Annotated in this window: 27 protein-coding genes; 7 read left to right on the forward strand and 20 right to left on the reverse strand. The window is 36.1% G+C overall.

Annotation, left to right across the window (positions count from 1 at the left end; genetic code table 11):
- The first annotated feature begins 33 nt into the window (after window positions 1–33).
- Entirely contained in the window at window positions 34–726 is a 693-nt protein-coding gene (locus QE450_RS13040; protein ID WP_273613177.1) for a response regulator, read from the forward strand.
- Here the strand turns inward: QE450_RS13040 and QE450_RS13045 are convergent.
- From QE450_RS13045 to QE450_RS13060, 4 genes are read right to left on the reverse strand one after another with little or no spacing between them, the layout of a single operon-like run.
- Window positions 710–1,624: a glycosyltransferase family A protein gene (locus QE450_RS13045; protein ID WP_301262837.1), complete on the reverse strand. Its 915-nt coding sequence runs from the start codon at window positions 1,622–1,624 to the stop codon at window positions 710–712. The two genes, QE450_RS13040 and QE450_RS13045, sit on opposite strands and share 17 nt — an antisense overlap.
- The gene (locus QE450_RS13050) at window positions 1,587–2,801 is read right to left on the reverse strand and encodes a glycosyltransferase family 4 protein (RefSeq protein ID WP_307299640.1); all 1,215 of its coding nucleotides are present in this window, start codon (window positions 2,799–2,801) and stop codon (window positions 1,587–1,589) included. The genes QE450_RS13045 and QE450_RS13050 overlap by 38 nt, the downstream gene beginning before the upstream one ends.
- A 12-nt stretch (window positions 2,802–2,813) precedes the next feature.
- Window positions 2,814–4,097, reverse strand: coding sequence for an MATE family efflux transporter (locus tag QE450_RS13055; RefSeq protein WP_307299642.1), 1,284 nt, complete (start codon window positions 4,095–4,097; stop codon window positions 2,814–2,816).
- 1 nt (window position 4,098) lies between these two features.
- Complete coding sequence (locus QE450_RS13060; RefSeq protein WP_273613181.1) at window positions 4,099–5,220, reverse strand: glycosyltransferase family 2 protein; 1,122 nt, start codon at window positions 5,218–5,220, stop codon at window positions 4,099–4,101.
- A gap of 370 nt (window positions 5,221–5,590) precedes the next feature.
- On the opposite strand from QE450_RS13060, the gene QE450_RS13065 reads away from it, so the two are divergent.
- Entirely contained in the window at window positions 5,591–6,544 is a 954-nt protein-coding gene (locus QE450_RS13065; protein WP_307299644.1) for a DMT family transporter, read from the forward strand.
- Window positions 6,545–6,933: 389 nt separating this feature from the next.
- Here the strand turns inward: QE450_RS13065 and QE450_RS13070 are convergent, their stop codons facing one another.
- Window positions 6,934–7,566 carry a restriction endonuclease gene (locus QE450_RS13070; protein WP_307299646.1) on the reverse strand — a complete coding sequence of 211 codons (633 nt, stop codon included), beginning with the start codon at window positions 7,564–7,566 and terminating at the stop codon, window positions 6,934–6,936.
- 301 nt (window positions 7,567–7,867) lie between these two features.
- A complete protein-coding gene (locus tag QE450_RS13075; RefSeq protein ID WP_307299648.1) occupies window positions 7,868–8,416 on the reverse strand; it encodes an NAD(P)H-dependent oxidoreductase in 549 nt (182 codons plus the stop codon).
- 211 nt (window positions 8,417–8,627) lie between these two features.
- Between QE450_RS13075 and QE450_RS13080 the strand changes: the two genes are divergently transcribed.
- Entirely contained in the window at window positions 8,628–9,008 is a 381-nt protein-coding gene (locus QE450_RS13080) for a winged helix-turn-helix transcriptional regulator (RefSeq protein ID WP_273613185.1), read from the forward strand.
- 89 nt (window positions 9,009–9,097) lie between these two features.
- On the opposite strand, the gene QE450_RS13085 is transcribed toward QE450_RS13080, so the two are convergent.
- Window positions 9,098–10,876: an acid phosphatase gene (locus tag QE450_RS13085; RefSeq protein WP_307299649.1), complete on the reverse strand. Its 1,779-nt coding sequence runs from the start codon at window positions 10,874–10,876 to the stop codon at window positions 9,098–9,100.
- Window positions 10,877–11,064: 188 nt separating this feature from the next.
- On the opposite strand from QE450_RS13085, the gene QE450_RS13090 reads away from it, so the two are divergent.
- Window positions 11,065–11,928 carry a sulfurtransferase gene (locus tag QE450_RS13090; RefSeq protein ID WP_307299650.1) on the forward strand — a complete coding sequence of 288 codons (864 nt, stop codon included), beginning with the start codon at window positions 11,065–11,067 and terminating at the stop codon, window positions 11,926–11,928.
- A 119-nt stretch (window positions 11,929–12,047) separates the two neighbouring features.
- Here QE450_RS13090 and QE450_RS13095 read toward each other — a convergent pair whose 3' ends face one another.
- Both QE450_RS13095 and QE450_RS13100 read right to left on the reverse strand, forming a co-directional pair.
- Window positions 12,048–13,133: a Shedu immune nuclease family protein gene (locus tag QE450_RS13095; protein ID WP_307299651.1), complete on the reverse strand. Its 1,086-nt coding sequence runs from the start codon at window positions 13,131–13,133 to the stop codon at window positions 12,048–12,050.
- An 89-nt stretch (window positions 13,134–13,222) separates the two neighbouring features.
- Window positions 13,223–15,157 carry a hypothetical protein gene (locus tag QE450_RS13100; RefSeq protein WP_307299652.1) on the reverse strand — a complete coding sequence of 645 codons (1,935 nt, stop codon included), beginning with the start codon at window positions 15,155–15,157 and terminating at the stop codon, window positions 13,223–13,225.
- 290 nt (window positions 15,158–15,447) lie between these two features.
- Here QE450_RS13100 and QE450_RS23570 point away from each other — a divergent pair, with 290 nt between their 5' ends.
- The gene (locus QE450_RS23570; RefSeq protein WP_373461980.1) at window positions 15,448–15,615 is read left to right on the forward strand and encodes a sulfurtransferase; all 168 of its coding nucleotides are present in this window, start codon (window positions 15,448–15,450) and stop codon (window positions 15,613–15,615) included.
- A 104-nt stretch (window positions 15,616–15,719) separates the two neighbouring features.
- Here the strand turns inward: QE450_RS23570 and QE450_RS13110 are convergent, their stop codons facing one another.
- The 3 genes from QE450_RS13110 to QE450_RS13120 all read right to left on the reverse strand — a co-directional run bounded on the left by QE450_RS13110 (window position 15,720) and on the right by QE450_RS13120 (window position 18,288).
- Window positions 15,720–16,238, reverse strand: coding sequence for a GNAT family N-acetyltransferase (locus QE450_RS13110; protein ID WP_307302699.1), 519 nt, complete (start codon window positions 16,236–16,238; stop codon window positions 15,720–15,722).
- 349 nt (window positions 16,239–16,587) lie between these two features.
- A complete protein-coding gene (locus QE450_RS13115; protein WP_307299653.1) occupies window positions 16,588–17,517 on the reverse strand; it encodes a VanZ family protein in 930 nt (309 codons plus the stop codon).
- Between the two features lie 324 nt (window positions 17,518–17,841).
- The gene (locus tag QE450_RS13120) at window positions 17,842–18,288 is read right to left on the reverse strand and encodes a hypothetical protein (protein ID WP_301262829.1); all 447 of its coding nucleotides are present in this window, start codon (window positions 18,286–18,288) and stop codon (window positions 17,842–17,844) included.
- Window positions 18,289–18,601: 313 nt separating this feature from the next.
- Here QE450_RS13120 and QE450_RS13125 point away from each other — a divergent pair, with 313 nt between their 5' ends.
- Window positions 18,602–19,816 (forward strand): FAD-dependent monooxygenase, encoded by a 1,215-nt coding sequence (locus tag QE450_RS13125; RefSeq protein WP_307299656.1) that lies wholly within the window; start codon window positions 18,602–18,604, stop codon window positions 19,814–19,816.
- Between the two features lie 163 nt (window positions 19,817–19,979).
- Here QE450_RS13125 and QE450_RS13130 read toward each other — a convergent pair whose 3' ends face one another.
- From QE450_RS13130 to QE450_RS13165, 8 genes are all read right to left on the reverse strand, one after another.
- Window positions 19,980–20,339 carry a hypothetical protein gene (locus QE450_RS13130; RefSeq protein ID WP_307299658.1) on the reverse strand — a complete coding sequence of 120 codons (360 nt, stop codon included), beginning with the start codon at window positions 20,337–20,339 and terminating at the stop codon, window positions 19,980–19,982.
- A complete protein-coding gene (locus QE450_RS13135; protein ID WP_307299659.1) occupies window positions 20,314–20,988 on the reverse strand; it encodes a hypothetical protein in 675 nt (224 codons plus the stop codon). Before QE450_RS13135 ends, QE450_RS13130 begins: the two co-directional genes overlap by 26 nt.
- A gap of 226 nt (window positions 20,989–21,214) precedes the next feature.
- On the reverse strand, window positions 21,215–21,718 hold the full coding sequence (locus tag QE450_RS13140; RefSeq protein WP_307299661.1) for a hypothetical protein: 504 nt from the start codon (window positions 21,716–21,718) through the stop codon (window positions 21,215–21,217).
- A 240-nt stretch (window positions 21,719–21,958) separates the two neighbouring features.
- Window positions 21,959–22,603 carry a FusB/FusC family EF-G-binding protein gene (locus QE450_RS13145; protein WP_307299662.1) on the reverse strand — a complete coding sequence of 215 codons (645 nt, stop codon included), beginning with the start codon at window positions 22,601–22,603 and terminating at the stop codon, window positions 21,959–21,961.
- 286 nt (window positions 22,604–22,889) lie between these two features.
- Window positions 22,890–23,402, reverse strand: coding sequence for a DNA topology modulation protein (locus QE450_RS13150; protein WP_307299663.1), 513 nt, complete (start codon window positions 23,400–23,402; stop codon window positions 22,890–22,892).
- A gap of 75 nt (window positions 23,403–23,477) precedes the next feature.
- Window positions 23,478–24,038 (reverse strand): AAA family ATPase, encoded by a 561-nt coding sequence (locus QE450_RS13155; protein WP_307299666.1) that lies wholly within the window; start codon window positions 24,036–24,038, stop codon window positions 23,478–23,480.
- Between the two features lie 17 nt (window positions 24,039–24,055).
- The gene (locus QE450_RS13160; protein WP_307299668.1) at window positions 24,056–24,586 is read right to left on the reverse strand and encodes a hypothetical protein; all 531 of its coding nucleotides are present in this window, start codon (window positions 24,584–24,586) and stop codon (window positions 24,056–24,058) included.
- On the reverse strand, window positions 24,549–24,809 hold the full coding sequence (locus tag QE450_RS13165) for a hypothetical protein (RefSeq protein WP_307299670.1): 261 nt from the start codon (window positions 24,807–24,809) through the stop codon (window positions 24,549–24,551). Before QE450_RS13165 ends, QE450_RS13160 begins: the two co-directional genes overlap by 38 nt.
- 154 nt (window positions 24,810–24,963) lie before the next feature.
- Here QE450_RS13165 and QE450_RS13170 point away from each other — a divergent pair, with 154 nt between their 5' ends.
- Window positions 24,964–25,728 carry an SDR family oxidoreductase gene (locus QE450_RS13170; protein ID WP_307299671.1) on the forward strand — a complete coding sequence of 255 codons (765 nt, stop codon included), beginning with the start codon at window positions 24,964–24,966 and terminating at the stop codon, window positions 25,726–25,728.
- The last annotated feature ends 282 nt before the right edge of the window (window positions 25,729–26,010 follow it).

A 26,010-nucleotide genomic window follows, 5' to 3' on the forward strand; every position in this document is an offset into this window, starting at 1 on the left:
TTCTGAACCTATGATTGGAGTTATCCAGAGCTTATGAAAACCCAAAGTATTCTGTTTGTTGATGATAATAAGATGGTATTAACGATTCTTGAACGCTGGTTAGAAGAGGAAAATTTTCACATTCATATGGCTAATAATCCCAAAGAAGCTTTACGGATTATTGAGCAACACCACATCGATGTTGTTGTATCTGATTTGCTAATGCCAGGTATCGATGGGCTTGCTTTTTTAACAATGATGAAAGCAGATTATCCCCATGTCGTCCGCATTATTTTATCCGGTCATTTACATACACAATCGATGCTAGCTGCGATTAATCAAGTGGGAATTTTCAAATTTCTTACCAAACCGTTAGAACTCACTGACTCGTTGAAGCAGATATTTTATGAAGCCTTACAACAAGCCGAACGAAATCAATTGGCTCACCATGCTGAGCAACAGTTCGCCAATCATTTATCGGCATTTATTATCGATATGATGAAGGTAACCGATCAACCGTATGTATTGCTCAATCATGATCATCTGGTTATTGCTCATCATCACTCGTTCGCTCACCTGTATACAGTCGGACAATCTCTGCTTCATCCGAGCTATGACGGTATTCAGTTAGATTCACATTCGTTGTATATTCCTCGTCACGAACTTGAAAATTATCAATCATCGATTTGCAATATCCGCCAGTTAACTTTTGGAGATACTTTATTGCGATTTATTTATTTTCATTAATAGGTAACGATTGGGCAGAACGGGAACTGCTTTGCAAAAGTGCAGTTACCCCGAGCACGCTAAGGCAGATATACATCCATACCATTCCGACTGTTAACAACGGATGACGTAGATAACAAATCAGATTGTCACGTGAATACAATACCGGACGGAAAAAGTACCATCGCTCTAACGCTTTGCGTAATCCTCCTTCTTCTGTAGAAAGAGTACGATCCATTACGGAGAAATAATACGCTTTTTTACGTAATACATCATTCAGATATACTTGCTTTTCATCATGGTAAATACGCGTAAAAGTAGCACGCCGAATCTCTCCGCCTTCTTCTACATAACGTAATGTCGGTTGAATTTCTTCAAATGCGATTTGATCGGCATTAAATCCACCTGTTGATTCATAAGCATCTATACGCCAGAATCTTGCTGCTTCTATCGAACGCTTACCCAGTTGCTCTCCTGCATTATTAATTACATTACGCTCAAACACTTTCACTTTAGAAAAGAAGTTAGTTGCTGTTGAATAGGCTTCTTCCGGTACAACCAGTGCCCCCACTTCAGGATGTTCATTCAAAAATGAAGTACACTGACTTACTAGCTGATTCGCCAAAATCATATCAGAATCAATCACAAATATATACTTTGCATTCAATCGCTGTGCTTCCTCAATCGCTGTAACTCGCGCTACCCCACGTTCTCCATGAGGCAATGCCAATACGGTGATCGGAACAATACTCTCTTCGGACAACTGCTGAATCGTCTGAACCGTATGATCGCTAGAACCATCGTCTGCAACAACGATATGAAGAGATTGATAATCATGCTGATTCATACAGCTACGTAGACAATCCACTACCGTTTGTTCATTATTGTACGTGGAGAAGAGGATGACGACTTTGTCCATGCTCTTGTGCCTCCTTTACCAGATGATCAACAAATGTATCGAACGCTGCTCCGGTATGATTAAAATGGAATTTAAGCGCATATTCATATGCACGCTTACGCATACCTGCATAATCTTCTCCGCCCATTGCGGCACGTTCCATTTGCTCGGATAATCCTTTTACATCGCCATGAAAGCAGAGATAGCCTGCTTTGCCAAAATCAGTCGCATCAACAAGCCCTGGAGAGTTACTAACAATACTTGGTGTACCTACAGCCGCCGCTTCGGTTACCGTCAATCCCCATCCTTCACGTAAGGATGGAAATACCAATGCTTGCGCCCGGCTCATCAATTCAAGCTTGCGTTCTTCAGAGACAAATCCATGAAAAATCACATCTACTTCTGGATCATTTTCTTTGCCATACGTTAATCCATATTGATTCATAATCGGCAACAATGCACACTGTACATACTCTTCATTCGTGCGACCAGCAATCCACAATTTAGCCTGCGGAAATTTCTTTTTCAATTCGCCAAAAGCTTGAAATACCAGATCAATTCCTTTGTATTTCACAAATCGACCGACATACATAAAAGTAGGTTGCTCTTCTTTCGGTAAAAATTGCTCTGGCTGCCAGTGCTCAAATTCAATTCCTTCTGGCAATAAATGAACACGCTTGGCGTCAAAGCCCAGTTGCAACAAATCATAACGAGTCGACGGTGATACAGTGATTGTCTGATCTTTTTGCGCTAACTTCAGCATCCATGGTTCCAGTGCATGACCGATATGATTCAGTGGAAAGCTAGCATTTTCATACCAGATCTCACGAGTTAATTGATGGATAAAAAAGATGCGTTTGGCTGGTTCTACCCAGAATGAAGTGAAGAATTGATGTGTATTGGATTGATTGACCACATAATCAATTTCGCTACGATGTTGACGATAATACCGAATCGCATGACCGATCACACTATAGATATTACCTTGACGAATATAGGTCACTCCATCGATCTCTTCTTCAGCCGGTAATCCTGCAAATTGAGGAGCAAAATGGATAAAACGATAGCGATTTTGCTGGGAACGTTTTAACATTTCATGAGTAAAAATTTCCGCGCCTCCACTTTTGGGAGAACGAATATCACGCCATGATAATAGTAGAATAGTGATTTGATCTTTTTTTACATTGATAGAATCCATAATCTTGCTCCTTCAATTCAAAATAGTAGGGTCATGCGGCTGAACAGAATTGGATCGGATCGTCTGACGTGGATATAAATACCTCCACGCATCGATAATAAAATAAATAGCTAACACGCTATATAAGCAAAGTTCAGCATACAAAAAGCTTTGCGGGCTTGTATGCCATGAGCCAAATGAAATCAACAACAATATAGCTCCAGCAAGCATTCCCCACATAAATGTACGCCGTCCCATCAGTACGTGAACATGTACGAAAAAGAGCACAATTGAAAATAACCAGTATACCCAACCACCCAGTATTAAATATTGTTCTGCGGATTGATAAGCGGTGCCAAATAGTAATGGAATCGACATCGGAAAAATAAATGTAGTTCCGATATACACACAGATCGCCGCGCAAAACATCAATCCACTGTAGATACCGATCAATTGACGTAATCCTTTTTTGTTATCACCGTTAGCTCCCAACTTGGGGATAAAAGCTGCGATCAGACTATACGAGACATAATAGACAAGTTGACTATATTTCAGTGCAATAGCATACCCACTGCTTTGTACAGGGAAATAATGCTGTACTACAATCATGTCGATAGAAATAAAAAACAATACAAACAGATTGGTAATCAGACTATCTGTAAAATCCTGACCAAGTGACTTCCAAATACCTGATAACTGATGGGTCTGTGCAGCTGTAGACGATACTCTATGCTGACGAATACTGAATATCCATCCATGTATCAATGACAATAACATTCCTGCGCAACTGCCAATCAATACAGCTTTTAATGTAAATCCTGAAGTTGCCAGTATAAAAAAGACCGTCAATTTACCAAGTACTTCGATATAATAATTAATGTTGAGCGCTAACATACGTTCTTTGCCTTGCATATCACCACGGGTCATACTCACAATCGTATGCAGGAAAACAAGTATGTAAAGGAGTAGTAATGAACTAGCATCAACGCCAAGCATCGAACGCAATACAGGTAAAAGCATCAATAGGATAATACATGAAGCCAGACTCAATATTATGGGTGTTTTGATCAACAATGCACCTAAAGGCAATTGCTTGAGCGCTAATGTTCGATCTTCTTTTGAAACCACTTTGGCTGTTAACAGTTGAACCGATAAGCCCATAACTGACAATAAAGCGAACAAAGCCAGTAAGGCATTTGCTTGTCCATAAGCAGCCCCTGTTAAATACCAACTAGCCGCAATATGAAAGAAAAAATTAAACCCGTTTAGTAACACATTAAAAAAAGGAAAAAAGATAGCACGTACCCGACTGATCATTTTAACGCACCCGCCGATCCAGTCGCCAGATATCGATTAAAGATCGCAAAAAGCGAGCTGAATCTTTCCACACTTCAATATGCGAACCTTCGCGGTCAATACATTTGACAGGAATCTGTAACACACGTAATTGTAATCGTTTGGCGATAAACATCATTTCCAGATCAACTGCCAGTCCAAGCTCTTGCTTTAGATGAGGAAACATTCGCTTTACGGCTACAGAACTCATAATTTTGAGACCGGTCTGTGAATCAATCACACCCGTTGGCAAAAATGGCCTACAAATCTGCCGTTTGCAAAAGCTGACTATTGAACGTACCAGTGACCGATTTTCGGCGGTCATGTCTTTGGTGCCAATCACTACATCGTAATATCCTTGCCTGACCACATTGATCATTTTGGCAATATCTTCGATAAAAAAGGAATCATCTGCATCGACAAATACATAATAATCAGCTTCTATCGTGCGCATTCCTTCTAAATAGGTGCCTGCTTTGCGTGTATTACGCTCTAATTGCTGGGCTTTGAAAAGCGGGCTAGCATTACGATTAATTCGATTGATCACCATACTTGTTGAATGTTCTAACGATTCTAAAAGATGCTGCGTTCTGTCCAAGCTTCCATCGTCTATGACATAGATAGAACCTTCTACCAGATGACTGCGTATAAACGTTTGCAATCGTTCTGCAAATTTTTTCACATGAATAAACCGCTCTTCTTCGTTGTACACCGACAAAATAAAAGCAATATGCGGGCTTTTAGCTGGATATTCGGGATACAACAAACTTTGAATTTCAGAGAGCATTTCTTCGCTATGATTATCTTTCCAGTACAATAATCGCAATCGACCTACTCCTGTAATGCGCACGAGATGTTGATCACTAACAGGCTGAGCAACATCAGTAATTAACAATAGTGCCATTTGTGGAAAATACAGTCTGATCTGATTAGCCGTTTGTACAGTTCGTTCAGGATCTGTATACGCGATAATGCAACAACGTGCAGTCTCATACATTTCCAGTTCATCCGGTTGATCACAAAACGATGTTTCGTAAAAATAAATAACATTTTCGTAGTCAATATTTCGGATATGATCCGTAAAAATGGTTATATGTCCATGCATGAAAGTACCCTCCGTTTAGTGCGGATACCTTATTTTGTCTAAAAAGGATTAAAAATGTTTTTACTTTAGTATAAAAGTACTACTTCTATTTTTAATACTTTATTAACAAAATAACATATAATCATTGATATAAAAGCATTTTTTATAAATAAAAACTAAAAAGCAAGATGTTAAGAGTTTTATCTTTAGACCTATTTTTCTTAAAAAATAGAAATAAATGGTTCTTTTTTACTAGTACTAAAGATTTTTATTGTGTCAATAGGAAGATTTTCGAGTAATCGTTTCCAGCTTGTAAGGGATAGAGTATAATCATAAAGGCATAATTCTTCAAAAATAAACCAATATTATACTTATATTTAGGAGCACACCTATGAATCCACATGCACCCTCTAAGAGTCCTGCTATTCCTTTAGAAATTCTTTATGTAATTGGTATTCTGGCTATTTCGTTTTCTTCTATTTTTATTCGCTGGTCAGATGCAGAAGTATCGGTGATCGGTATGTACCGATTATATTTCACCAATTTACTATTATTACCGCTTGCGATTCGCTATCGCAAAGAACTATTTCAGATTCAGCCCAAAACATGGTTGATGTTAGGAATTTCAGGCTTGATGCTTGCTCTGCATTTCCTGCTCTGGATGGGTTCGCTACGCTTAACTACTGTAGCTAGCTCCACTGTGATCTTGACACTGGAACCGATTATGGTCGTTATTGGCTCCTATTTTCTATTCCGCACCCACACAAATCGATTTATGATTATCGGTATGGGTATGGCTGTTATCGGATCGGTGGCGATCGGTTGGGGAGATTTTGCCCTTTCAGGAACAGCATTACAAGGCGATATTTTATCGTTTCTTGGTACGATTGCAGTGGCTATACATATGCTGATCAGCAAACATATTCGTTCTCATATGGAAGCTTTAATTTATAATTTCTGGGTATTCTTTATTGCAGGTAGTGTAATGGCACTTTACAATCTGTTCAATGATATTCCGTTTACCGGTTATGCTGCTAAAGATTGGGGCGTATTCTGGTTACTCGCTATTGTGCCTACTCTATTTGGACATTATTTGTTTAACTGGCTGTTGAAATATATGAATGCTGGTGCTGTGTCTATGGCGGTATTGGGTGAACCTGTTTTTGCTTCACTGCTTGCTTTCTGGTTACTGGGCGAATCGTTAACAGGTATTCAATTAGGTGCTGGTGTATTGATTTTACTCGGAGTATGGGTATTTATTCGATTCGGTAAAGACAAAACTGAAGCGTTAGTACCTCCTGATCTGATGGCGACAGAAGAAGAAATGGTAGAGAGGGAGAAATAAAATGCAACACGATGCATAAATGATATGCAATGAATTGGGAGTTCAACACTGTGGGAGAAATAATCGTTCTTGTCGTCGCTGTTAAGGACAGATATCTTGATAGACTGCTGAGCAGTCGATATCTATCCTTAAAGGCGAACGCTTCGCTCTTTCAGTACGATTATTTCCCTCCGCTTCGATTGAGATGATCATTTTATATACCTTAAAAAATCTACAACAAGTATAGGAAATTATGGCTTGTATCATAGTATTTCAAGTTATTTCTTTTAATGAAATTTAAGTATTTAATATGTTTACTTTTACATCAAATCATTCTACTTGATTATTGTTAAAGTGAATCAAAATGAATCAAAAAAAAGGCTACTTCCGGATTAGGGAAGATAGCCTTTTTATCTGCTTTTACGTGTACGATAAGTTGATCTTCGATTTGTTTGTTGTTGCCAGGGGGAAGAAAGAATAACAGGTTCACTTTCAATGATGTCCATCGCTTCTTCATGATCGTTGGACTTAAAATCTTCGATCAATTGAATAAGATCGTTGCGATCCAGTAACTTTACAGCATTGACTCCGGCAAGTGTTTCACAAGCTTTGGTAAAATAAGAGGATGTCAGTACGATACATTTGTCAGCTTCATAATAACGCATCGACGAATAAATTTCTTGTACAGCACTCAGTCCGATTTTGTTATGTTCAGCATAGCATTTGGCTTGCAGTACGTTGCGTATTCCTTCTCGATCGGTAAATACCAGATCTGCTCCGAAGTCTCCACTCCCCTGCGTTTTGTATGTATCTTCATATCCTAATTCGGTGAAAAAGTGGTATAAATAGCGTTCAAATTCTGATCCTTCCATTTGATCGATATCCTGCATCGTAATACGGTAAGGATCAAGCTGTTGTCGGCGTATTCTGGCTCTTCGGCGCGATATACTTTTGATTACAAGTATGATGATCAATATCGCAATTATCGCTATGCCCGCATAAATCCATAGCGAATACTGCGCAAACATGTCGTTGATATTCATGATGATGTTCTCCTCTAATTTATCGTTACCCTGAGTGTAACAAAAAAAAGACTTGAACCGAAATACAAACGTTATACTGGAACGCTACTGGCTCAAGCCTTTTTCTAAAAGAGAGAGATGTATAAATACAAGCAATAAATAAAAAGAGTACTAAAAGAATTACTAACAGGAATTACAAAAGGAAACATGTCGTATAGTGAACTCGCTTTTCATTAAGCTTATTTTCGGTCTAATGTATATCTATTTTATTTCTTACGATAAACCATCTCTACTGAGATAAAGCTATCTTTTATCCACTATATTATTTGCGATCAGGTTCACTCTGATGCTCTATAATGTAGTTGATATAGTCTTTTGCACTTTGATCAATTTGTTGTTCTGTTGCTTGAAAAGATGCGCCAAACATAGCGAAGTGTGGCAACGCTATAGCTCCTATATGTTGCATACTGGCTTGAAATGGACTCAGTAATTGTTCGACTGTAAACGTGACCGAACCTTCTGGACGATAATTTTCCTGCTTGTTTCCAATCGCTATCGCTAAGCCTATCTTTTTACCGTTCAGCTTATTACCAGACGATCCATACGCCCATCCATATAAAAATACATCATCTAACCACTTTTTGAGTAACGGTGGATAGCTATACCAGTAAAATGGAAATTGTAAAATAATATGGTCATAGGCTTCCAGTAATTGTTGTTCTTGAGCTACATTTATATTCCAATCAGGATACGCTTGATATAACTCATGAATAGTGACTTGATCCGGGTACTTAAGCAACTCCTGGTGCCAGCGTTTATTGACTTTGGACGTTGCAAGATTAGGATGTGCTAATATAATCAAAGTTTTCATCAGATCTGATTTCCTTTCGTTATGGGAGAATATTGCCATTATGATATAGCTTGACGGAAAAGAAAATACACACAATAAAGTCATGTACTTACTTTAAAGTGTGTATAGACTTTACCTTCGATCTGGTGTAACAATAAAGAATCAAGCTTGTGATCAACGGTGATCCCAGCTCGATCTGGACAGCAAAATAGCTTAAACGGAGGGATATAGAATGAAGCAATATCATTTAGGTATAGAAGCGACACTTGAAATAATCGGTGGGAAATGGAAAGCTTTGATCATCTGTTTGTTAATGTTATCTGATAAGATGCGTACCAGTGAATTACAACGCAATATTCAAGGCATTTCGCAAAAAGTACTCATTCAGCAATTACGTGAGCTTGAACAAGATGGGCTAGTCAGTCGATATGTCTATCAGCAAATGCCTCCCAAAGTCGAATACTCTTTAACCGAATACGGCAGAACTGCCAATACTATTATAGAAATGATGTGTGCATGGGGCACAGAAAATATTTATATCCGCCAGCAACAAGGAGAAGACATTGAACTATTAGACAACGAATTAACGCAGGATTTTAAATACACTATATAAAGATCGCTTGCTATATAAGATAAAAAAGCACAAACAAAAAGCCATCTATAAGATGGCTTTAGCGATATCAATCACTACGCAATATTTAATTATTTTTTGCTCACTTTTAATTTCACACTAGTATTAGTATAGATCGCTTTGACACTATAACCTTTAGGTAATCCTGTTGTCGTGATCGAAGAGAATTGTCCATGTTGCACAGATTTCTTGCTGATTACAATTTTCATACCATTTGCTGGCACATAGTTATTGGTAAAGTTCAATTGTAGCTTACCGTTATAACTAGCTTTTCCTTTGATTTTCAAAAGATCTGCTTTGCTTCCGATATTCAGTTCCAGTGTACCTTTAGCATTTTGTTTGAAATCACCATCAATCATCCACACGCCAGCAGTCTGCTCTGCAAGTGTACCGCCCTGGTTCGTAACATTTCCACGTCCAAAAGCTGTCGCTGTGGTTCCTTCGAGTGTACCTTGCATCACCATTGTATTTCCGCTAAATGTGTTTTTACCTTCTAGATAAAGCGTTCCTGTTCCCTTTTTAATCAGACCGCCTTTGCCGGCGATAGCATTACGCCAGTGATCTTCCTGATTGAATCCACCTTTGTAAGCATCCATCGTCACTGTAACATTACTCATAAATGCACCATATCCATCGGCTGCGGCAAATAAATTCAAACGTCCCCACCCTTCGGCATCATCCAATACAGGATAACCGGAAGGAATTCCTGTTGTTGCCAACACAGCACGACGCTGTTGGTCGTTCAAGTACGGCTGGCGGGTTTCTAACAATACTTCTGCCCCTTTAGGTACGGTTACAGGTTGGTCTTTAGCAGATACTTGCGGGAAATGGTATGTTAAGCGTTCGGTATACATTTTTTTATTTGCTTGGTAATCGCTGAAGCGGTCTGGCGCTGTTCCTGTTTGTGTTATTAATACTTTTTGAGCTTGTTGGTATGCTTGCTTTTTCAACTCTTTGTTCGCTGGATCATTCAAAATCGCCGCAGATAGAGCGGTCGCCATCACACGTCCACCCATCACATCAAAAGGAGAATGCATGCCTGCAACTATTCGGTTATTTCCAAGTTCAGAAGCACGCGTCAATAGCTCCTGATAGCGTTCTGGAACAGCATAAGCCATTGCAAAAGCACTTAAATATGCCGCATTCGTATGTCCACTTGGGAATCCACCATCAGACGTAGGATCAGACTTAATCTGTGGAACTAATGTTGGAATAACCAGTGCTGGCGAATCCCAACGGAAAGGACGTTTGTAATTGAAAAAGCTTTTGGCTGGATTACTCGATGAATAATCTCCACGTAACTTGTTCACCAGACTAACAACACTTCCAAGACTGGAGTTAGGATCACCTGCATTATTCCCTTCATCATCATACTTCTTTGTTGTTGCATCTGCCGGAACGTCTGTAATCGTTGTCGTTGCTCCTGCATCTTTGCGATACACATCTGTCAGTGAACCTAGACCGTCCATGACACTGTAACTCTGGTTGCGGCGATCATCCAGATAAGCCGCTTCCGCTTGACTGGCTGTACGCTTTTTGGCGATATCTATAACCATTTGAATATTATGGTCTAGAATTTTGCTATTCACTGCTGTCCCAGAATCCCATGTCGTACCCGGCGTCCATAACTTTTCAAATCCAGATAACACACCAATCACAGGATTGGAAGATACAGACAGATGGTCTTTCGTATTGTTTTTATAATTTTCTACAAAATAACCCCATGCTGGCTTAACAGGAGTCAAAGCATCTTTGGCTTCTGCCGCATGCGAATAATGTCCACCAACCGTACCTGCGAATACAGATAACGTCAGGGATAGTCCTAGCATTTTAAACTTGGATAATTTCATAATAATGTAAATCCTCCTCAACAGTGCGTATCTATGTACTTTCCACATCTTACGGTACTTTTGTTAACGCTATATCTGCTATTTATATGAAGTTTGTTAAACGTCTTTACTTATTCCAAATAGATACCTGTTGAAATATCATGTACACTATACAAAAAGACATTACAGTATAGAAGGAGCTACATATTATGCAAAATATAGTATCAATGAAATGGCTACTTGCTCGCTTATATGAACCGGATATGGTTATTGTAGATTGTCGGTTCTGGCTTAATGACAAACCTGCTGGGGCTATCGCTTATCAGGCAGAACATATTCCGGGTGCAGTCTATCTTGATCTGGAAACAGATTTGTCGGCTCCTGTTACAGCACATGGTGGTCGCCATCCGTTACCTGATGTAGATCAACTGGCACTCACTCTTGGCAAAGCTGGAATTCATTCAAATAGTCGTGTCGTGGTCTATGACGATAACAAAGGGCTTAATGCTGCTAGATTGTGGTGGATGCTTCATTATGTAGGACATGAGCAAGTGTATGTATTGAACGAAGGATTTACCACTTGGAAAAATGCTAACTTCCCTGTCACTAGCGATCAGCCTGTTGTGATTCCAACCACTTTCGTTCCAAATGTACAGCCTGAACTGTTAGCAGATGTTGAAGAAGTTCGTCAGGTGTCTCAAGCTTATGCTCAGACTCAGGACAATGCTTCGTTGCCTGTACTGATTGATTCTCGTGAACACAAACGTTACTTGGGACTGGAAGAACCCATTGATCCCAAAGCTGGACATATTCCAGGAGCAGTCAATTATTTCTGGCTAGATACTCGACATGGTGAAGAAGATCGATATGATGATGTGGAGCAGTTGGAGAAGCATTTTGCAGAATTGGATAAAGAACAGCCGATTATTGTGTATTGTGGTTCTGGCGTGTCGGCTTGTCCGAATGTGTTAGCGCTGAACGAAGCTGGGTATAAGAATGTGAAGTTGTATAGTGGAAGTTGGAGTGACTGGATTAGTTATGAGGAGAATCAGATTGCGATTGGGAAAGAGTAAACAATTAATATGTTGCAGAACGATTAGCTTACAATAAATAAAGTGATTAGCTAAAATACACCTTTGCAATATTTAAACCTGCAGAGGTGTATTTTTGTATATTACTATACTACAGTTTATTAAATTCTTTTAATTTTTTTCAGCCAAGTGTCCCACGACTCTATTCTAACTTTAGGATTAAAAGTGTTCTCGTAATCATGTCTTTTGATACTCTCTTCAATATCTTTAACAGTTCTTCCACCAATAAGTACAGCTTGAATAGAAATATCTTTGTTTTCATCGACTTCTAAATTGCCTTCAGGTCCAATTAAAGAATTATACAATTTTTGTCCAGATTCTACTTTTTTTCTTATGTTATGAACATTCTCCCTAAACATTTGATAATTCCTATGAATATCTCCTAATCTTTTACGTATTTGTCCAGCAGCCTCTTCTATCTTACTAGAAAAACTTTTATACCCCCTCTGATTAACTAGATTAAAGCTTGCTCCTTTTACTTCAATTAATATTACATCCATGCGTGATCTTCCACTAAATACTACAAAATCAATACTTCCATTTAACAATGGGAATTCTGAAAAGCATATATACTCTTCATTCGGTCTTGCATATAATTCGCCGAAAATAGACAAATCTTTTTTAAGCAACTTTTGAATATCTTGTTCTTTAGAACCATTAAAAATCAGGTCTTCAATTTCCTTTTTACTGATGTGATTCTCTTCTATTTCTAGTCTACGTTTAATAACTTCATGATTTTCACTATATGGTAAATCTAAATACGGATCAATTTGGTTTCTTATCTTCATAATTTCATTGAATAATCGCTTAATTTGAATGGTTCGTTCATGAAACTCTGATACATTTTCTTCTAACAATTCTAATATTTTAGATATATTTTTTGGAGACCAGCTTGGACGATTATCGTTATCAAAAGATACAATGTCAAATGTAGAAGCTTTTATATATTCTTCTTCATAATGCTCAATAATAATATATTTATCTGTAATTAAACCTCGTTGAAGCAAAGTCATTTTTATGTTCTCAATTGAATTGGTTACAGACGCTGACGGATTATATTCATCAATTTCTGTAATTACAACAAATAATTCCTTTGAACTATTTATAAACGTTCTAATTCTACAAATACCGTCACGATTAACAACAGTACTGACTGGATAACGTAAAATTGTATCGATCAATTTCAATTTTATATCTCCTTTAAGATAAAATATTATAACATTGAGAAAATTATCTTTTATTTTATATTGCAATACATGAATAGATATTATGATTTTTAATTTTCCGAAATTACTTTATTGCAAAATTCATCATTAATTTTTATTACTGCTAAGATAAATAAATTTAAAAAGATAAAATAATTATGAGCATGAGTCTTATCTTCATTCATAGCATTAGGTTGCATATGACTATACTTATTTCTTAAATCTAGACCATTGCTAAACTGAGATCTATTAAGCAAATAATTAATATAATGATATTCTGGTCTTGAGAACAGTGTGCTCTCAAATTCTATAAGTTGTCTGATTTTTAATTGATCTATTACTGCTTTTCCTGCAAATGGAAAACTCCAATAAGCTATAACTTCATTTTTATATAAATCATGCAGTACTTTGATAAGAAGTATGTTAGAAAAGACAAGCACTCCATCATTCTCAACTGTTAAATAGTCTCGGTCAATCATCCACTGAATATTAGGTATATTGAAATCAGGAAAATCACTTATTTTTAATTGCTCATTTCTCAATAATTCAAAAAAATTATTATAAGTCTCTCTAGTATCGTCAATATATCCTAGACCACTTTGATCTGAAAACAGCAAAAATGTTACTTGTTCAAATTCGTTTCCAATGCCATATGCATATTTCTTTTCGATTAAAGAAGGAATATTTTTATAAATCAAATGTTCTGAGCGAATTTCAAGAAGCTCAAAATCAATTTGTTTTGTTTCAACATATAAAGTAAATTGCTTAAGTATTGATTCTAATGCTGGCATCACAGCAGTACATTTTTCAAGAAATGTTGAGTTAGTTGAGGGCATAAAAACCCTAAATCCAAAAGCATCAAATTCCGCAGAAAGATAATCAACAAAAAACCACTCGATGACTTCCTCCAATCTTATACCATTACTAAAAAGTTGATTGTAATAACCATTCATTTGTAGTAATGCAAAAATATTTTTATGTTCAAATGCAAAACCTTTGACATACCCAGTCTGAGAAGTTGTAGATAAAAAACGCTCAAATACTCCCATTTCACTTGCTTTATTTACAAAAGCACAACGCATTTGGCTATCAACAAATTCAAACATATATATAAAGTTATTTAGTAAAGTAGCTTGATCTAAATTATCCTCAATCCATTTGGAACTATACGTTGCTTCAGTCTTGAATCCTTCATTACTTACTGATACTTCTATTTCCTCATGTTTAGAAAATATTACGGCAGTCTCTATTTCCATGCCTGAACTGTTCTCAAATAAACGATTTTCCTGTTCTCCTGCTTTTCTTTTAGCTTTTAACAAAATTTCTGGTGAGATTTCAAGCTTATCTTTATTACTTTGAACATTTTTTATAAGTCTCAAATAGTTTAAATTAGGTTCATCACTATCAATATACTTTGAAATTATATTTTGTTTATCTTGACTACTTAATTCTTTAGGAAGGTATATTTCTTCCTCTTTTCTAAAATGCTTTATCTCATACTTATCTAGAAGAATCTCTGCAGTCGAATTGTCGCTAAGCATATATTTTTTTAGTTCAATTCCATAATATTCAGTAATGTTTTTATATTTTAATAATTCAATCAATCTAATTTTAGAATCCACAAGAAGGCTTTCGACTATATTTCCTGAAATATTTTTATATGCTTTAAATTTATCCATAAGTTTCCAAAAATCTAATTTATAATAAAAAACAACTTCTTGATATATGTGATCTATATTTTGATCGTTTATAGATTGTATATACTTAGCTACCAAACTAAAAATAGTAGAAATGATTTTTTTGAATTTTTCTATATCTTCTGGTGTCCATGTTACAATATATAAACCATTATCAAAAAATTGCTTTATGTTATAAATTTCAATAACATCATTAATATTATTAATTTCTTTTGTTACTTTATTGTACTCATTTAAAACAACTGCACTTTTTTGCAAGTTCAATCCAGAAGATAGATCATTTGACGAAAAAAATTTCACTTTTTCCATAAGTAGCTCCTCTCAACTTCAAAATATCTTCAATTAAATTTATATATCACTCCTAATTTTATCATCTATTGAAATATTTAGACAATAAATTCAATACAAAGTATATTTTTATTTCACGAAGTTTTCATTGCATAATTATTTAACATAAATGGCTTCTTTAATGGTCCTGATCGACTGCTGCCTCGGATTTAAAGAGTCTATGGATAACAAAGCCAAATATATTTCAGATTCTAGCAATTTCCTCTGGCAGTTTGAAATCGACGGAAAAGCTGAAGAAGCATTTTGCAGAATTGGATAAAGAACAGCCGATTATTGTGTATTGCGGTTCTGGCGTGTCGGCTTGTCCGAATGTACTAGCGCTCAAAGAAGCTGGGTATAAGAATGTGAAGTTGTACAGTGGAAGTTGGAGTGACTGGATTAGTTATGAGGAGCATGCGATTGCGACTGATGAGGAATAAAAATGTATAAATATAGCAACAGTTCGTTAAGGATACGGGCTGTTTTTGTTTTACAGTGATTCAAAAAATAAACAATGTAGAAGGCATGATTGGCTAATTCTAAGCTATATATTTTTGTTGTTTGCTATTTTATATTCATACTGTATCAGTTGTCCTTCCTTACTTCTATAAATTCCGCTTCCTTCTCTTCCTATTTCTTTATAACCTAGCTTTTCCAACATTCTTCTAGATGCAACATTGTGCTCATTTGTTTCTGCATAATATACGTTTATTCCAAACTCTTTCAATCCATATTCCATCATTTTTCTACTTGCTTCAAACCCTATACCTTTTCCCCAATAATGCCTTGCACCTATTGCAATTCCTAACTCTGCTGTCCGATCTTTTATGTAAGCCAAATCTGCATAGCCAATAAGTTCATGCTTATATACAATTCCTTTACGTACAAAATTGTCTAAAGGCTTATTAACATAAGTTTTCCACCATAGATACACCTCGTTTTTATTCTTGTTCTGTTCCCACCCATTTGATGAGCAGAATAGTTCATCCCTACTCCATGCTAAAATTGTCTCATAATCATCAAGTTCAATTTTTCTAAGATTTATTAAAGTCTCTATTGTTATCTTCCTTTCTGTTTGGTTTCATTATTTAATTTTTTTAAATTTTTATAAGATCTCTTGTATCTAAATTTATAATTCATAACTTCTGTATTTGTTTCCACTCTTATCAATGCATTCACTCATTCTTACTTTAAAATAATATTATATGAAGTTCTATAATTGTTCTTATAATATGTTATCTGTACTCTAAAATAAATTAATCCATATACCATTCACCTTATTATTTTATCATTATTTAGCAATCAGAATAAACAAGAAACAAGCGAAGAAATATCGCTTTAAAAAAATAAAAAAGGAGCGATTCTGCTTCTAAATGAAGGCTGGAACTCGCTCATTTCTATTCTATATAAACTCATTCCCAGAAATGCTTCATCTCTCGATATCTCACATCCCAGACCTTTTCGTTTCCTTCTATCGTAATGATAATCTCGTTCGCTTGTTCGAAATACCAATCAAATACTTGTGGCGTACGCAATGGATCATCTTTTTCGAAATTGGATAAAAAGATTTGTCGCCCGTCCACAAAAACACTTACACTTCCTTTCAAATCTTTTTGGTCTGGAATTCCATAATTTAAATAAAAATAAAAATCTTTGCCACCAAACTTGTAAGTATACGTTTCGGATTTCTTATTGTTTGCATCATATACATTAAATTGAGGAGTGATTTTTTGACCCTCTATTTTGAAAGGAAGCAATGCAGATTTTTTCGATGTGACTCCACTGCTATTTTCCCACTCGTTTAAAGCAACAAACGATCCCGGATTTTTAGCAACAGCTTTATCGATTCCAGCACCGATTCCCCATGAGACGAATAATAGTAAAATAATACAAATTCCCATAGAGATGGCACTTCGCCAAGTACCTTTCACACGAATGCCAACGGTATAAGCTACGAACCCGATCACTGCGCCGGATGAATTTTTCAACACATCACCTATGTCAAAGCTTCCACGTAAGGTTAAAGCCTGTATAGTTTCAAGCACAAGGATAGACAACATAAACAAGATAATGAATCGAATAAATTTCATAGGATACAACAGTGGAATTAAAATGCCAAAAGGAATAAAAGCCGCCGTATTTCCTAGACTCACAATATCCATTATCGTTGGGTGTAAAAATTCTAACGGATTGGGCAATTTTAAAAAATTATCGGGTACAAAGATAAACGTGTAACTGTCAACTTCAGAATCACCTCTACCAAAAGCAAAAAACATAAAATAAAGAATGAAGAGCGTATATAGCAGTGTTGTAGTGAGAATAAGTTTGCGTCTTGTTAACATTGTTAGCTCCTTTGGAAAGAAATTGTTCAATACTCTGTATAAAAGACAGACTTTCGCTTTGTTTTGTATCCATTTCTTAGGAGCCTAATATTGAACAAGTCATCAAAAACACAAAAAGTCTCATGAAATAGCAAAAAGGATTGATCCTATACCGCGACCAATCCTTTATATATTTACTTTTCTATTATTATTGTTATCGCTGCAGTTAAGTATAGATACGAAGCTAAGAGTTTATTCAGTTACTCCACTGCTTGTATCCCAAAACAGCAAAATTAAGATTCATACTTGACTTGCATTTCTAAACGTATCTCCTTATGTATACTATTATCCTAAAGCTACACTGGCTTCTGTTAATCGATCTTGAGCTTCTAAATATCGTAATGTTTGTTCAATAACTTCATGATTTATTTCTTTCAATATAAGCAAGTGCCTAATATTAAAACCTGAAAGATGCGATTGCTCTTCAAAATAATGTATCAGTTTAGAAGGAGTTGTGATTAGACACCATCGCTTACTTCCATCTGAAAAAATAAGATCAACCTCCATCAAATCATAGTCCATTAGATCATCTTCTGACTTCCATTCTTTCAAATACGGTAATGTGATATTCCCATCAATAAAGTGTGCTTTAGATATCCAAACTAATCTGCCATGGTTACCAGATATTCTATACTTATCGTCACGCTCGTTGTTTACGATATATTGATTGCCTCTTTTAAGCGCATGCTCATATACACCTACACTACAGCAAGTTACAATCTGTTGATCCATAAATAGATTTACTCCTATCTTTAATTCAGTATTTTTGATGTCTATCGATACTTTATTACATTATACAACCATTTGTTTAATTGATAAGAGAACGGTATACTTCAATAAATTCAAGAATATTTGCTAATCATTTGATAACAAAACAACCGAAATATCTGCTCTACAGTTTCAATTTCTAATCACAGCGGGTAAGGAACATCTAACTGCATCTCTCCACTTTTCACTAAGGGTGAGTTGTGGTTTTTTTATGATTGACTTTAATTATGCTAACGTATTCATAATGGCGGATCTACACGTCGAGAGGAGCAACATCATGACGGTTCAAAAAGCGCTGATTTCAGGTGCAAGTATTGCCGGGCTTAGTACGGCATTCTGGTTGAGCAAAGCAGGTTGGGAAGTTACGGTTATCGAACGCGCAAGTGCTTTTCGTGATGGTGGACAAAATGTCGATGTGCGTGGAATTGCGCGTGAAGTTCTTCAAATGATGGGCTTGGAAGATCAAGTTCGCAACCAGACGACAACAGAAGAAGGAACTGCATTTGTGAATGAAAAAGGGCAAATCGTTGGTGCATTTCCGGTAGACGATTCGGATGGACTGACGGCTGAACTGGAAATTCTGCGTGGAGACTTGGCACGTATTATTTTAGATACGTTACCAGAGCAAGTTCAGGTTCGTTATGGTGACTGGATCGAAAATATTGTAAATCACAAAGAACATGTTGAGATCGACCTGCATTCTGGCAAAACTGAAATATACGATTTGCTTATTATCGCAGAAGGTGTGCGCTCTAGAACACGGGATAAAGTGTTTGGAGATCGTGTATCCAGACGTGAACTGGGTCTGAATATCGCATATGGTACGATTGAGCGACAAACTGGAGATGATCGATGGTGGCGTTGGTATACGGCTACAGGTAGTCGCCAAATTTCACTTCGTCCTGATAATCAAGGAACGATACGTGCGATGCTCGCATTTAAAGATCGTGATCGTAATCTTGCATCTATCCCTTCAGAACAGGCTCGTACAGAATTGCGTACTATTTTTGCAGGAGCGGGCTGGGAAGATCAGCGTGTGATTGATGGATTTGCTACATCGAAAGATGTTTACTTTGATTACCTTACGCAAATTATGATGTCCACATGGTCAGAAGGCAGAGTATGTGTTACCGGTGATGCGGCTTGGTGTGTGACTCCTATCGGTGGTGGCGGATCATCACTCGCATTGATCGGCGGATATGTTCTTGCGGCATTCCTATCACAACCTGAATCCAATGAAGCAGACGGAATAGCTATTTGTCTAAACAAGTATGAACAATGGATGCGCCCTATTGTAGATAAAGCCCAGCATTTGCCTCCTGGAGCTCCTGATCTATTTTATCCTAAAACCAAACTTGGAGTTGGCACAATGCAGACCCTTGTACGAATCGCTAGTATGGGTCCTATTCGCAAACTTGCTTCCCGTATCGGTCATGTAGCCCGTACTGACCAACAACTACCTGATATCAGACTTGTACAGACAACAATATAAGTATTTAATTTATAAACTTCTCTGCACACATAAAATGGATATTATAATTGTATTGACCTGATGTTTAGCCTTCTTCATGTACAGGTTATCTCCTATAAAAGATACAGAACTTTGCTTTCTGTCCAATCTCTTATAGGAGAATAATGTTGTATATAATCAAAGTTTAGAATTTTTCTTGAGGTATTCCGGTTATTTTTTCGATTATTTGGGGATCTAATTTTAATTCTATCATTTTTCTTATTATATTTTTCCTTTCAGTCCATATTCCAAATGCTTTCCCATTTATAAATCCATCGTCTCTGGCTTCTTCAATATCTTTTGAAACATCCATATACTCACTAGTTAATTCACCGCACCACGAAGATTGCTCTTGATCATACATAATTTTCGCTTCTACCTGAATATCCTCAGCATATAAAATGATTTTTTCTCCATCGATAAGTTCAAAATAGTTCATATCAAAAGCAGGGATTCTTATTCTATTAGGATTAGGGTTATTAAAATCTGTACATATCTTTTTCATATTGTTCTCCTTCATTTGCCTGATGTGTACTTAACCAGTTGATCATAAAGTCAAAAAGTTCTATTGAGTATCTATGTTTATGAGTACAATGTGGCAATTCATTTCTAATCTTTTCTACATTGCTCTCAATATCAACCGATTCGATAAAATGTACCAACCCCGGACAAAAGTCATTCAATGCTTCAAAATATCGTTTGTGCGGTTCAATAAATTGCACATTTAATTCAAACCCTCTTCTTAACCGAGTAGAATCACCTGCTTTGCGTTGTCTGAGATTAGCTTCATCGGTATAAAGAACAAAATAGGTATCTGGAAACCCTAACTTCTGTTGCTCTATCAAAGGACGATAAAAATGCTCTACAAAGTCCAAACTTTGCCCATCAAATAAAGTAAAATCAAAAGACCAGTTATACCAGAATGGTTGAAACAGATCGATATCAATAATAACTTGTGTATGTAATTCCTTCTCCAGCGCAATATTCCATCGATCCAATTGTCGCTCAAAAAACCATTCAGGATATGCTCGTTCTGGCTTTTCCCACCAAGTCGCAACTTCGGGAATGTGAAAAGCTTGGTTTGCTCTAGCAAGTGCAGTCGAAGTAGCCGTTTTTCCTACGGCACTTGCGCCTTCAATACTTATAATCGTCATAACCTATCCTTTCTTTCATTTTCTAAATTGTTTGGATGCAATAAAATCATAATAAACTGTAATACAATCATATATAGCTTGATATTCATTCTACAAGATAAGTACAAAAAAGAACTGATCATTGAAGATCAATTCTTTTGTATGCAACATATACATCGTATAACTATATCGCTATCTTTTCTTTTCTATTGATGATAGAAAGTCAACTTCCTGATTGATCTTCTAATCATCTAGTCCACTGCTTATATCCCATAACTGAAAAATGGTTATTTGTGCTATTCACAATAATGCGAAAATTTTTATAATCGTTTTTAGGTAATTTCAAATGTTTTTTCTGGACTTTGGAATAGGGTTGGAATGGTGTTACAAATACAGGTTCCCATCCTTTGTCTGTCTGAGCTTCTAGACTAAAAATAACGACTTCTTTGTTTTGACCTTCGAAAGGAAAAATAGTGAATTGTACATCTGTTATTCCTTCCGCATTGATATTATCCAAAATACGTGGTGTAGAACTAGCTACGAATGTATAAATAATATAATAATCCAGATCAGGTACAGGATCTCCTGGTTGTGGTGGTTCTGGTATAATAATCGGTGCTGCTTGGGCACTACTAGAAGGCGTTTCTGCAAAAACAGTAGACGATTGACCCGCCAAAGCCCCTACAGATGCAAGACTTAATGTTAACGGAATAACTAAAAGATTTTTAAAAAAATGATTAGAAATTTTCATCATATCTTCCTCTCGTTATTATTATTGACTTACTGTGCATCTATCTGCTTCTATATTGCTGATCATCCTCCTTGTTTTATTTGAATATAATTAACCTATTTAGTTAATTTATTCCATTTGAAATATATCATATTTAGAAATAAATGGATATAAAAAATAAAGAAATAAAGGTTATTTATTTCTAACTGAGATTCACAGCACATCACAAAAAAAGATCGCTCATAGAGCGACCTTTTTGTATTATTTCCCCACTGAAGCAATAAACTTCTCCAATGCTGTAGTATCAGCAATATTATGATTACATTCTTCATGATCTACACAAATATACTGACCTACAGAAGCAATATTATCTGGTGATCCACTTGCTTTGATTTTCACATTGAAAAATCCCAGCTCACGATGTCGATTACAAAACATACAGAATCCTTTTTTGTTCATCGAAGTCATCTGTCCTTCAATCCCCACCATCTGATCTTGATACGGATATACGATATACAGACGGTTTGTAGCAATATCTGTCCATCTTAAATACGTAGTATGTGTATAATCGATCATTTCTAGATTAGGTGTTTTCAGCTTTTTGGCTTTGGGAAATAGCTTCTGAATCTGCTTCAACGATACTTCTGGAAATGGAATCACATAAGCATCCAGTTCATCCAGATAATTTTCCAAATCATGAGTTGCTTCATAAGTAGACAACTGTTCTAACAGACTTTTTTGTTCTGGAGTCAAATGTTCAAAAGCTTGTATAACGTTCATAACAGTAGTTTCTCTGACTGTTTCTAACACTTTACGATCGCCAACGCTACGCATAGTTTTCAACAGAAAGTCTGCCTGTTTTTTAATAAAATTTAATTGATCATTCTGAATAAATGGTGTTTGCATTGCTTTCAGCCCCTTATATTTATTAAATCATTCATAAGGTGCAAAGCCTACGTATACCCACATACGTTAAAAACCGGGCGATATCATTACATTTATCGCGCCCTACACAAAGATATGCGCCCCGTTTAGGCTTTGCGTAAGGCCTTTGTAGTGAACGAGCAATCTAGCACTGCTACCAACATTGCCACGGTATGACCCCCAATTCAATAGTATATGAAAAGTATAGCAGTAATTTGAATTTATTGACAAGTTACCGTCTAGCATTGTTTTCAATTTACCTTCGTTTTTAATAACTTGATAATTGCTCTACCAACTCTTCTAATTGCTTCTTATTACGTATAATCACAACTTTTTGATGTTGTTTCACTTGCTTCAATTTTTCTAGTGTTTTAACTCGATTTCTTTTCCTATAATCCCATACCCATTTCAAAAAACCGATATCAAGCTTTTCGGGGCAATCTTTATTAAGATCAGGTCTTGTTTTGCCATGATACTGTATTCTTCGCTTCACAATTCGATACATACATAACCATCTAGGCATATCCAAAAAGACAATAACATCAGCTCGCTCAATCCGTATATCTAATGTTCTAGAGTAATTTCCATCTATAATCCATCGATCTGTCAGCGCAAATTCTGTGACTTTCTGATCCCATGCTCCCTGCTCTGTTGCTTGCCAGTTCGCTTTCCAGTAATAACGGTCTAGATGAATAATAGGTAATTGTAATATTTTATGTAGCTTTTGCGAAAGAGTTGACTTTCCCGAACCTGAACAACCGATCACTATCACGCGATCCATGATATCTCCTCCTTTTTCCAGATATTGATTTTATATTGGAAAATTAATGATATCCATAGCGCTTATATCACTTTGTTACAATTCAAATGTTTCTATAATCAGTTGTGCCACCGTATCTGCGGATAGATTACTGTTATTGATTCGTACATAATGTTGCTGTTGTATCTCACCGGGTAATGAGTTGAGTCGATACGTTTGACTCGTTTCAATGAGTTCATTTTCTGACCATTGTATATCTCGCTTTGTAGGTTTGTGTAATAATCTATGCTCGGTTTTGTTTCTTAGTTTGCGTTCTTCGAGATCGGCTTCAAGCTCTACGAAATAGATATCTGCTCCTCTAGAGCGAAAAAGACTTGTAACTTGTTCGATATAGTCCCAATCACTTTGTAGATCGAATGCCCATACATATGTAAAAATCAGTCCTTCTAAATTACTTTTGGATACTTCTTCAAATATCTCTTGCCTAATCAAATGTACCAATCGCTTGCCCGCAGATGTGCCATAATCGAAAAAAGTTGACACTAGATCAATCGACATATGATTGTGAAATAATTTGAAATTCGTTTTAGCTGCAACACTCTGACCAACTGTCATCTTCCCTACCGCTTGTGGGCCAAATATGATCATAAATTTCATCATGATTCTCCTATTCTTCAGCTTTCACTATTGCATAGTACACATCCATGACATGTTATATAAATATCGTGCTTTTCACACTTTGGATATCCTATTGGAATCGTTGGTCGATCATCACCTTCTTCAATCTCTGCCCACTCTAAATAATTTTTGATATTAACATGTTCTTCATTAAATACTTCAATCATTGAATAAAACTGTTGTAAGCAACTTATAATAAATTCTGGTTGAGGTTGATAGCTTAATTTTTCCCAACCTAGTCCATCTATTGCTTTTAAAATCACTTTCAATATAAAGCTTTTTTCTATCGAAAAATGTTCAATCGTCCATGGCATTTCATCAATATCAAAACTCACTGTTCCCATACCCACAACAGATTGATCTCTTTGCGCTATCCAGATGATCAGTTCTTTTTCACGATTGGTTTGAGCTAATAGAGAACCACTAATCGATAAAACTTCAATAAAAACAGATGTTAACCCGTTAGACATACCTATAGATTCAATACTATCATTCAACGCTGGTGGTAACGATATAGAGTTTGACATGTTTTTGCTCCTTCAAAGCATAATAATCTAAGATTTGCTTTTGATACTCTTCACCTCCCCATCCTAATGCGGGAATCCTATCATATTTTTTTAGCATAGTATAAAGAGATTGGCCATCGATTACAAAATCAATAAAAGTCACATTTTTATTTCCCTCTTGCTGAGGATCGAACTCATCGTATCGTTGTGTACTTTGTAGCTGTAAATGATTGATGTTGTGCATATATTCTCCTTGTTATGTATTTCTTTATTTAGTATATCAGCCCTTTTATCAGTTCAACATGCTCTTTTTTGTACAAATAAGAGATAAGACACTTTTCTATCTATTTATTTGATCTCTAATCTTAACCAAATCAATGAACTAAAGGAGAATCATTATGCAGCTTACAGGGAATACGATATTGATCACCGGTGGAAGTGCAGGAATTGGACTTGCTTTTGCAGAGCGTTTTTTGAAAGCAGGTAATAAAGTGATTATCTGTGGACGACGTGAAGAGGTTCTGCAACAAGCAGAGCAACAATATCCAACATTAATTACACGTGTATGCGATGTGGAAAATGAAGCCGAACGGATTCAACTATTGGATTGGGTCACCACTCACTATCCGGAAGTAAATGTGCTTGTTAATAATGCAGGTATTCAGCAACGCTTAAATGTATTAACAGCAGATGCTAAGAACCATTGGAGCGATTTTAGCAAAGAAATCACGATCAATATTGAAGCACCTATTCACCTTTCGATGTTGTTTGCTTCTTATTTTGCGACTCAACAAAATGCTTCTATTGTTAATGTTACTTCGGGATTGGCTTTTACACCATTTGTGATTGCTCCTATCTATTCAGCAACCAAAGCAGCACTCCATTCATTTACGATGAGTCTTCGATACCAGTTAGAAGATACATCAATTGAAGTGATAGAAATTGCACCTCCTGCTGTAAATACAGATTTAGGTGGAGCCGGACAACATACTCAAGGCGAGCCGTTAGATGCTTTTGCAGATGGTATATTTGAAGGATTAGCCGCAGGCAAACAAGAAATTGGTTACGGTTCTTCGGTAGATCGTCTACGAATGTCACGTGATGATATCGATAAATACACCCACCAGATGTACGAGATGACTAAAGGCTTTTTGAAATCATAAACGAATTAATATAACGAAATAAGTAAACGACCTCGCTACTCCATTAGCGAGGTTATTTGTATTCAAATATACTTTGTAATTTAAATTCTTTTTTCTGTAAAGTAGGATAACCTTCTTATGAATTAATAAATAGACGATTTTCACAACTATGTAGGCACTAAGATTCATTAAATTTAAAATAATAAATACTAAAGAATTAAATTATTAAATTTTTCTAATTTAAAAAAGTTATTTTCACCTTTATTAGTAAAATAAACATGCGCCTAAAGTAATAAATTAATT

The organism is Paenibacillus sp. SORGH_AS_0306 (assembly GCF_030819345.1).
GTDB lineage: Bacteria > Bacillota > Bacilli > Paenibacillales > Paenibacillaceae > Saccharibacillus > Saccharibacillus kyungheensis.

Bases quoted from the DNA above. Each gene is read 5' to 3' on its own strand.
- QE450_RS13060 (WP_273613181.1), bottom strand. From the start codon at position 5,220: ATGCATGGACATATAACCATTTTTACGGATCATATCCGAAATATTGAC.
- QE450_RS13115 (WP_307299653.1), bottom strand. From the start codon at position 17,517: ATGTTAACAAGACGCAAACTTATTCTCACTACAACACTGCTATATACG.
- QE450_RS13045 (WP_301262837.1), bottom strand. From the start codon at position 1,624: ATGGACAAAGTCGTCATCCTCTTCTCCACGTACAATAATGAACAAACG.
- QE450_RS13135 (WP_307299659.1), bottom strand. From the start codon at position 20,988: ATGACGATTATAAGTATTGAAGGCGCAAGTGCCGTAGGAAAAACGGCT.
- QE450_RS13070 (WP_307299646.1), bottom strand. From the start codon at position 7,566: ATGAATATCAACGACATGTTTGCGCAGTATTCGCTATGGATTTATGCG.
- QE450_RS13145 (WP_307299662.1), bottom strand. From the start codon at position 22,603: ATGCAAACACCATTTATTCAGAATGATCAATTAAATTTTATTAAAAAA.
- QE450_RS13150 (WP_307299663.1), bottom strand. From the start codon at position 23,402: ATGGATCGCGTGATAGTGATCGGTTGTTCAGGTTCGGGAAAGTCAACT.
- QE450_RS13050 (WP_307299640.1), bottom strand. From the start codon at position 2,801: ATGGATTCTATCAATGTAAAAAAAGATCAAATCACTATTCTACTATTA.
- QE450_RS13090 (WP_307299650.1), top strand. From the start codon at position 11,065: ATGCAAAATATAGTATCAATGAAATGGCTACTTGCTCGCTTATATGAA.
- QE450_RS13040 (WP_273613177.1), top strand. From the start codon at position 34: ATGAAAACCCAAAGTATTCTGTTTGTTGATGATAATAAGATGGTATTA.
- QE450_RS13055 (WP_307299642.1), bottom strand. From the start codon at position 4,097: ATGATCAGTCGGGTACGTGCTATCTTTTTTCCTTTTTTTAATGTGTTA.
- QE450_RS13140 (WP_307299661.1), bottom strand. From the start codon at position 21,718: ATGAAAATTTCTAATCATTTTTTTAAAAATCTTTTAGTTATTCCGTTA.
- QE450_RS13085 (WP_307299649.1), bottom strand. From the start codon at position 10,876: ATGAAATTATCCAAGTTTAAAATGCTAGGACTATCCCTGACGTTATCT.
- QE450_RS13160 (WP_307299668.1), bottom strand. From the start codon at position 24,586: ATGTCAAACTCTATATCGTTACCACCAGCGTTGAATGATAGTATTGAA.
- QE450_RS13155 (WP_307299666.1), bottom strand. From the start codon at position 24,038: ATGAAATTTATGATCATATTTGGCCCACAAGCGGTAGGGAAGATGACA.
- QE450_RS13075 (WP_307299648.1), bottom strand. From the start codon at position 8,416: ATGAAAACTTTGATTATATTAGCACATCCTAATCTTGCAACGTCCAAA.
- QE450_RS13120 (WP_301262829.1), bottom strand. From the start codon at position 18,288: ATGGATCAACAGATTGTAACTTGCTGTAGTGTAGGTGTATATGAGCAT.
- QE450_RS13170 (WP_307299671.1), top strand. From the start codon at position 24,964: ATGCAGCTTACAGGGAATACGATATTGATCACCGGTGGAAGTGCAGGA.
- QE450_RS13130 (WP_307299658.1), bottom strand. From the start codon at position 20,339: ATGAAAAAGATATGTACAGATTTTAATAACCCTAATCCTAATAGAATA.
- QE450_RS13100 (WP_307299652.1), bottom strand. From the start codon at position 15,157: ATGGAAAAAGTGAAATTTTTTTCGTCAAATGATCTATCTTCTGGATTG.
- QE450_RS13080 (WP_273613185.1), top strand. From the start codon at position 8,628: ATGAAGCAATATCATTTAGGTATAGAAGCGACACTTGAAATAATCGGT.
- QE450_RS13125 (WP_307299656.1), top strand. From the start codon at position 18,602: ATGACGGTTCAAAAAGCGCTGATTTCAGGTGCAAGTATTGCCGGGCTT.
- QE450_RS13165 (WP_307299670.1), bottom strand. From the start codon at position 24,809: ATGCACAACATCAATCATTTACAGCTACAAAGTACACAACGATACGAT.
- QE450_RS13065 (WP_307299644.1), top strand. From the start codon at position 5,591: ATGAATCCACATGCACCCTCTAAGAGTCCTGCTATTCCTTTAGAAATT.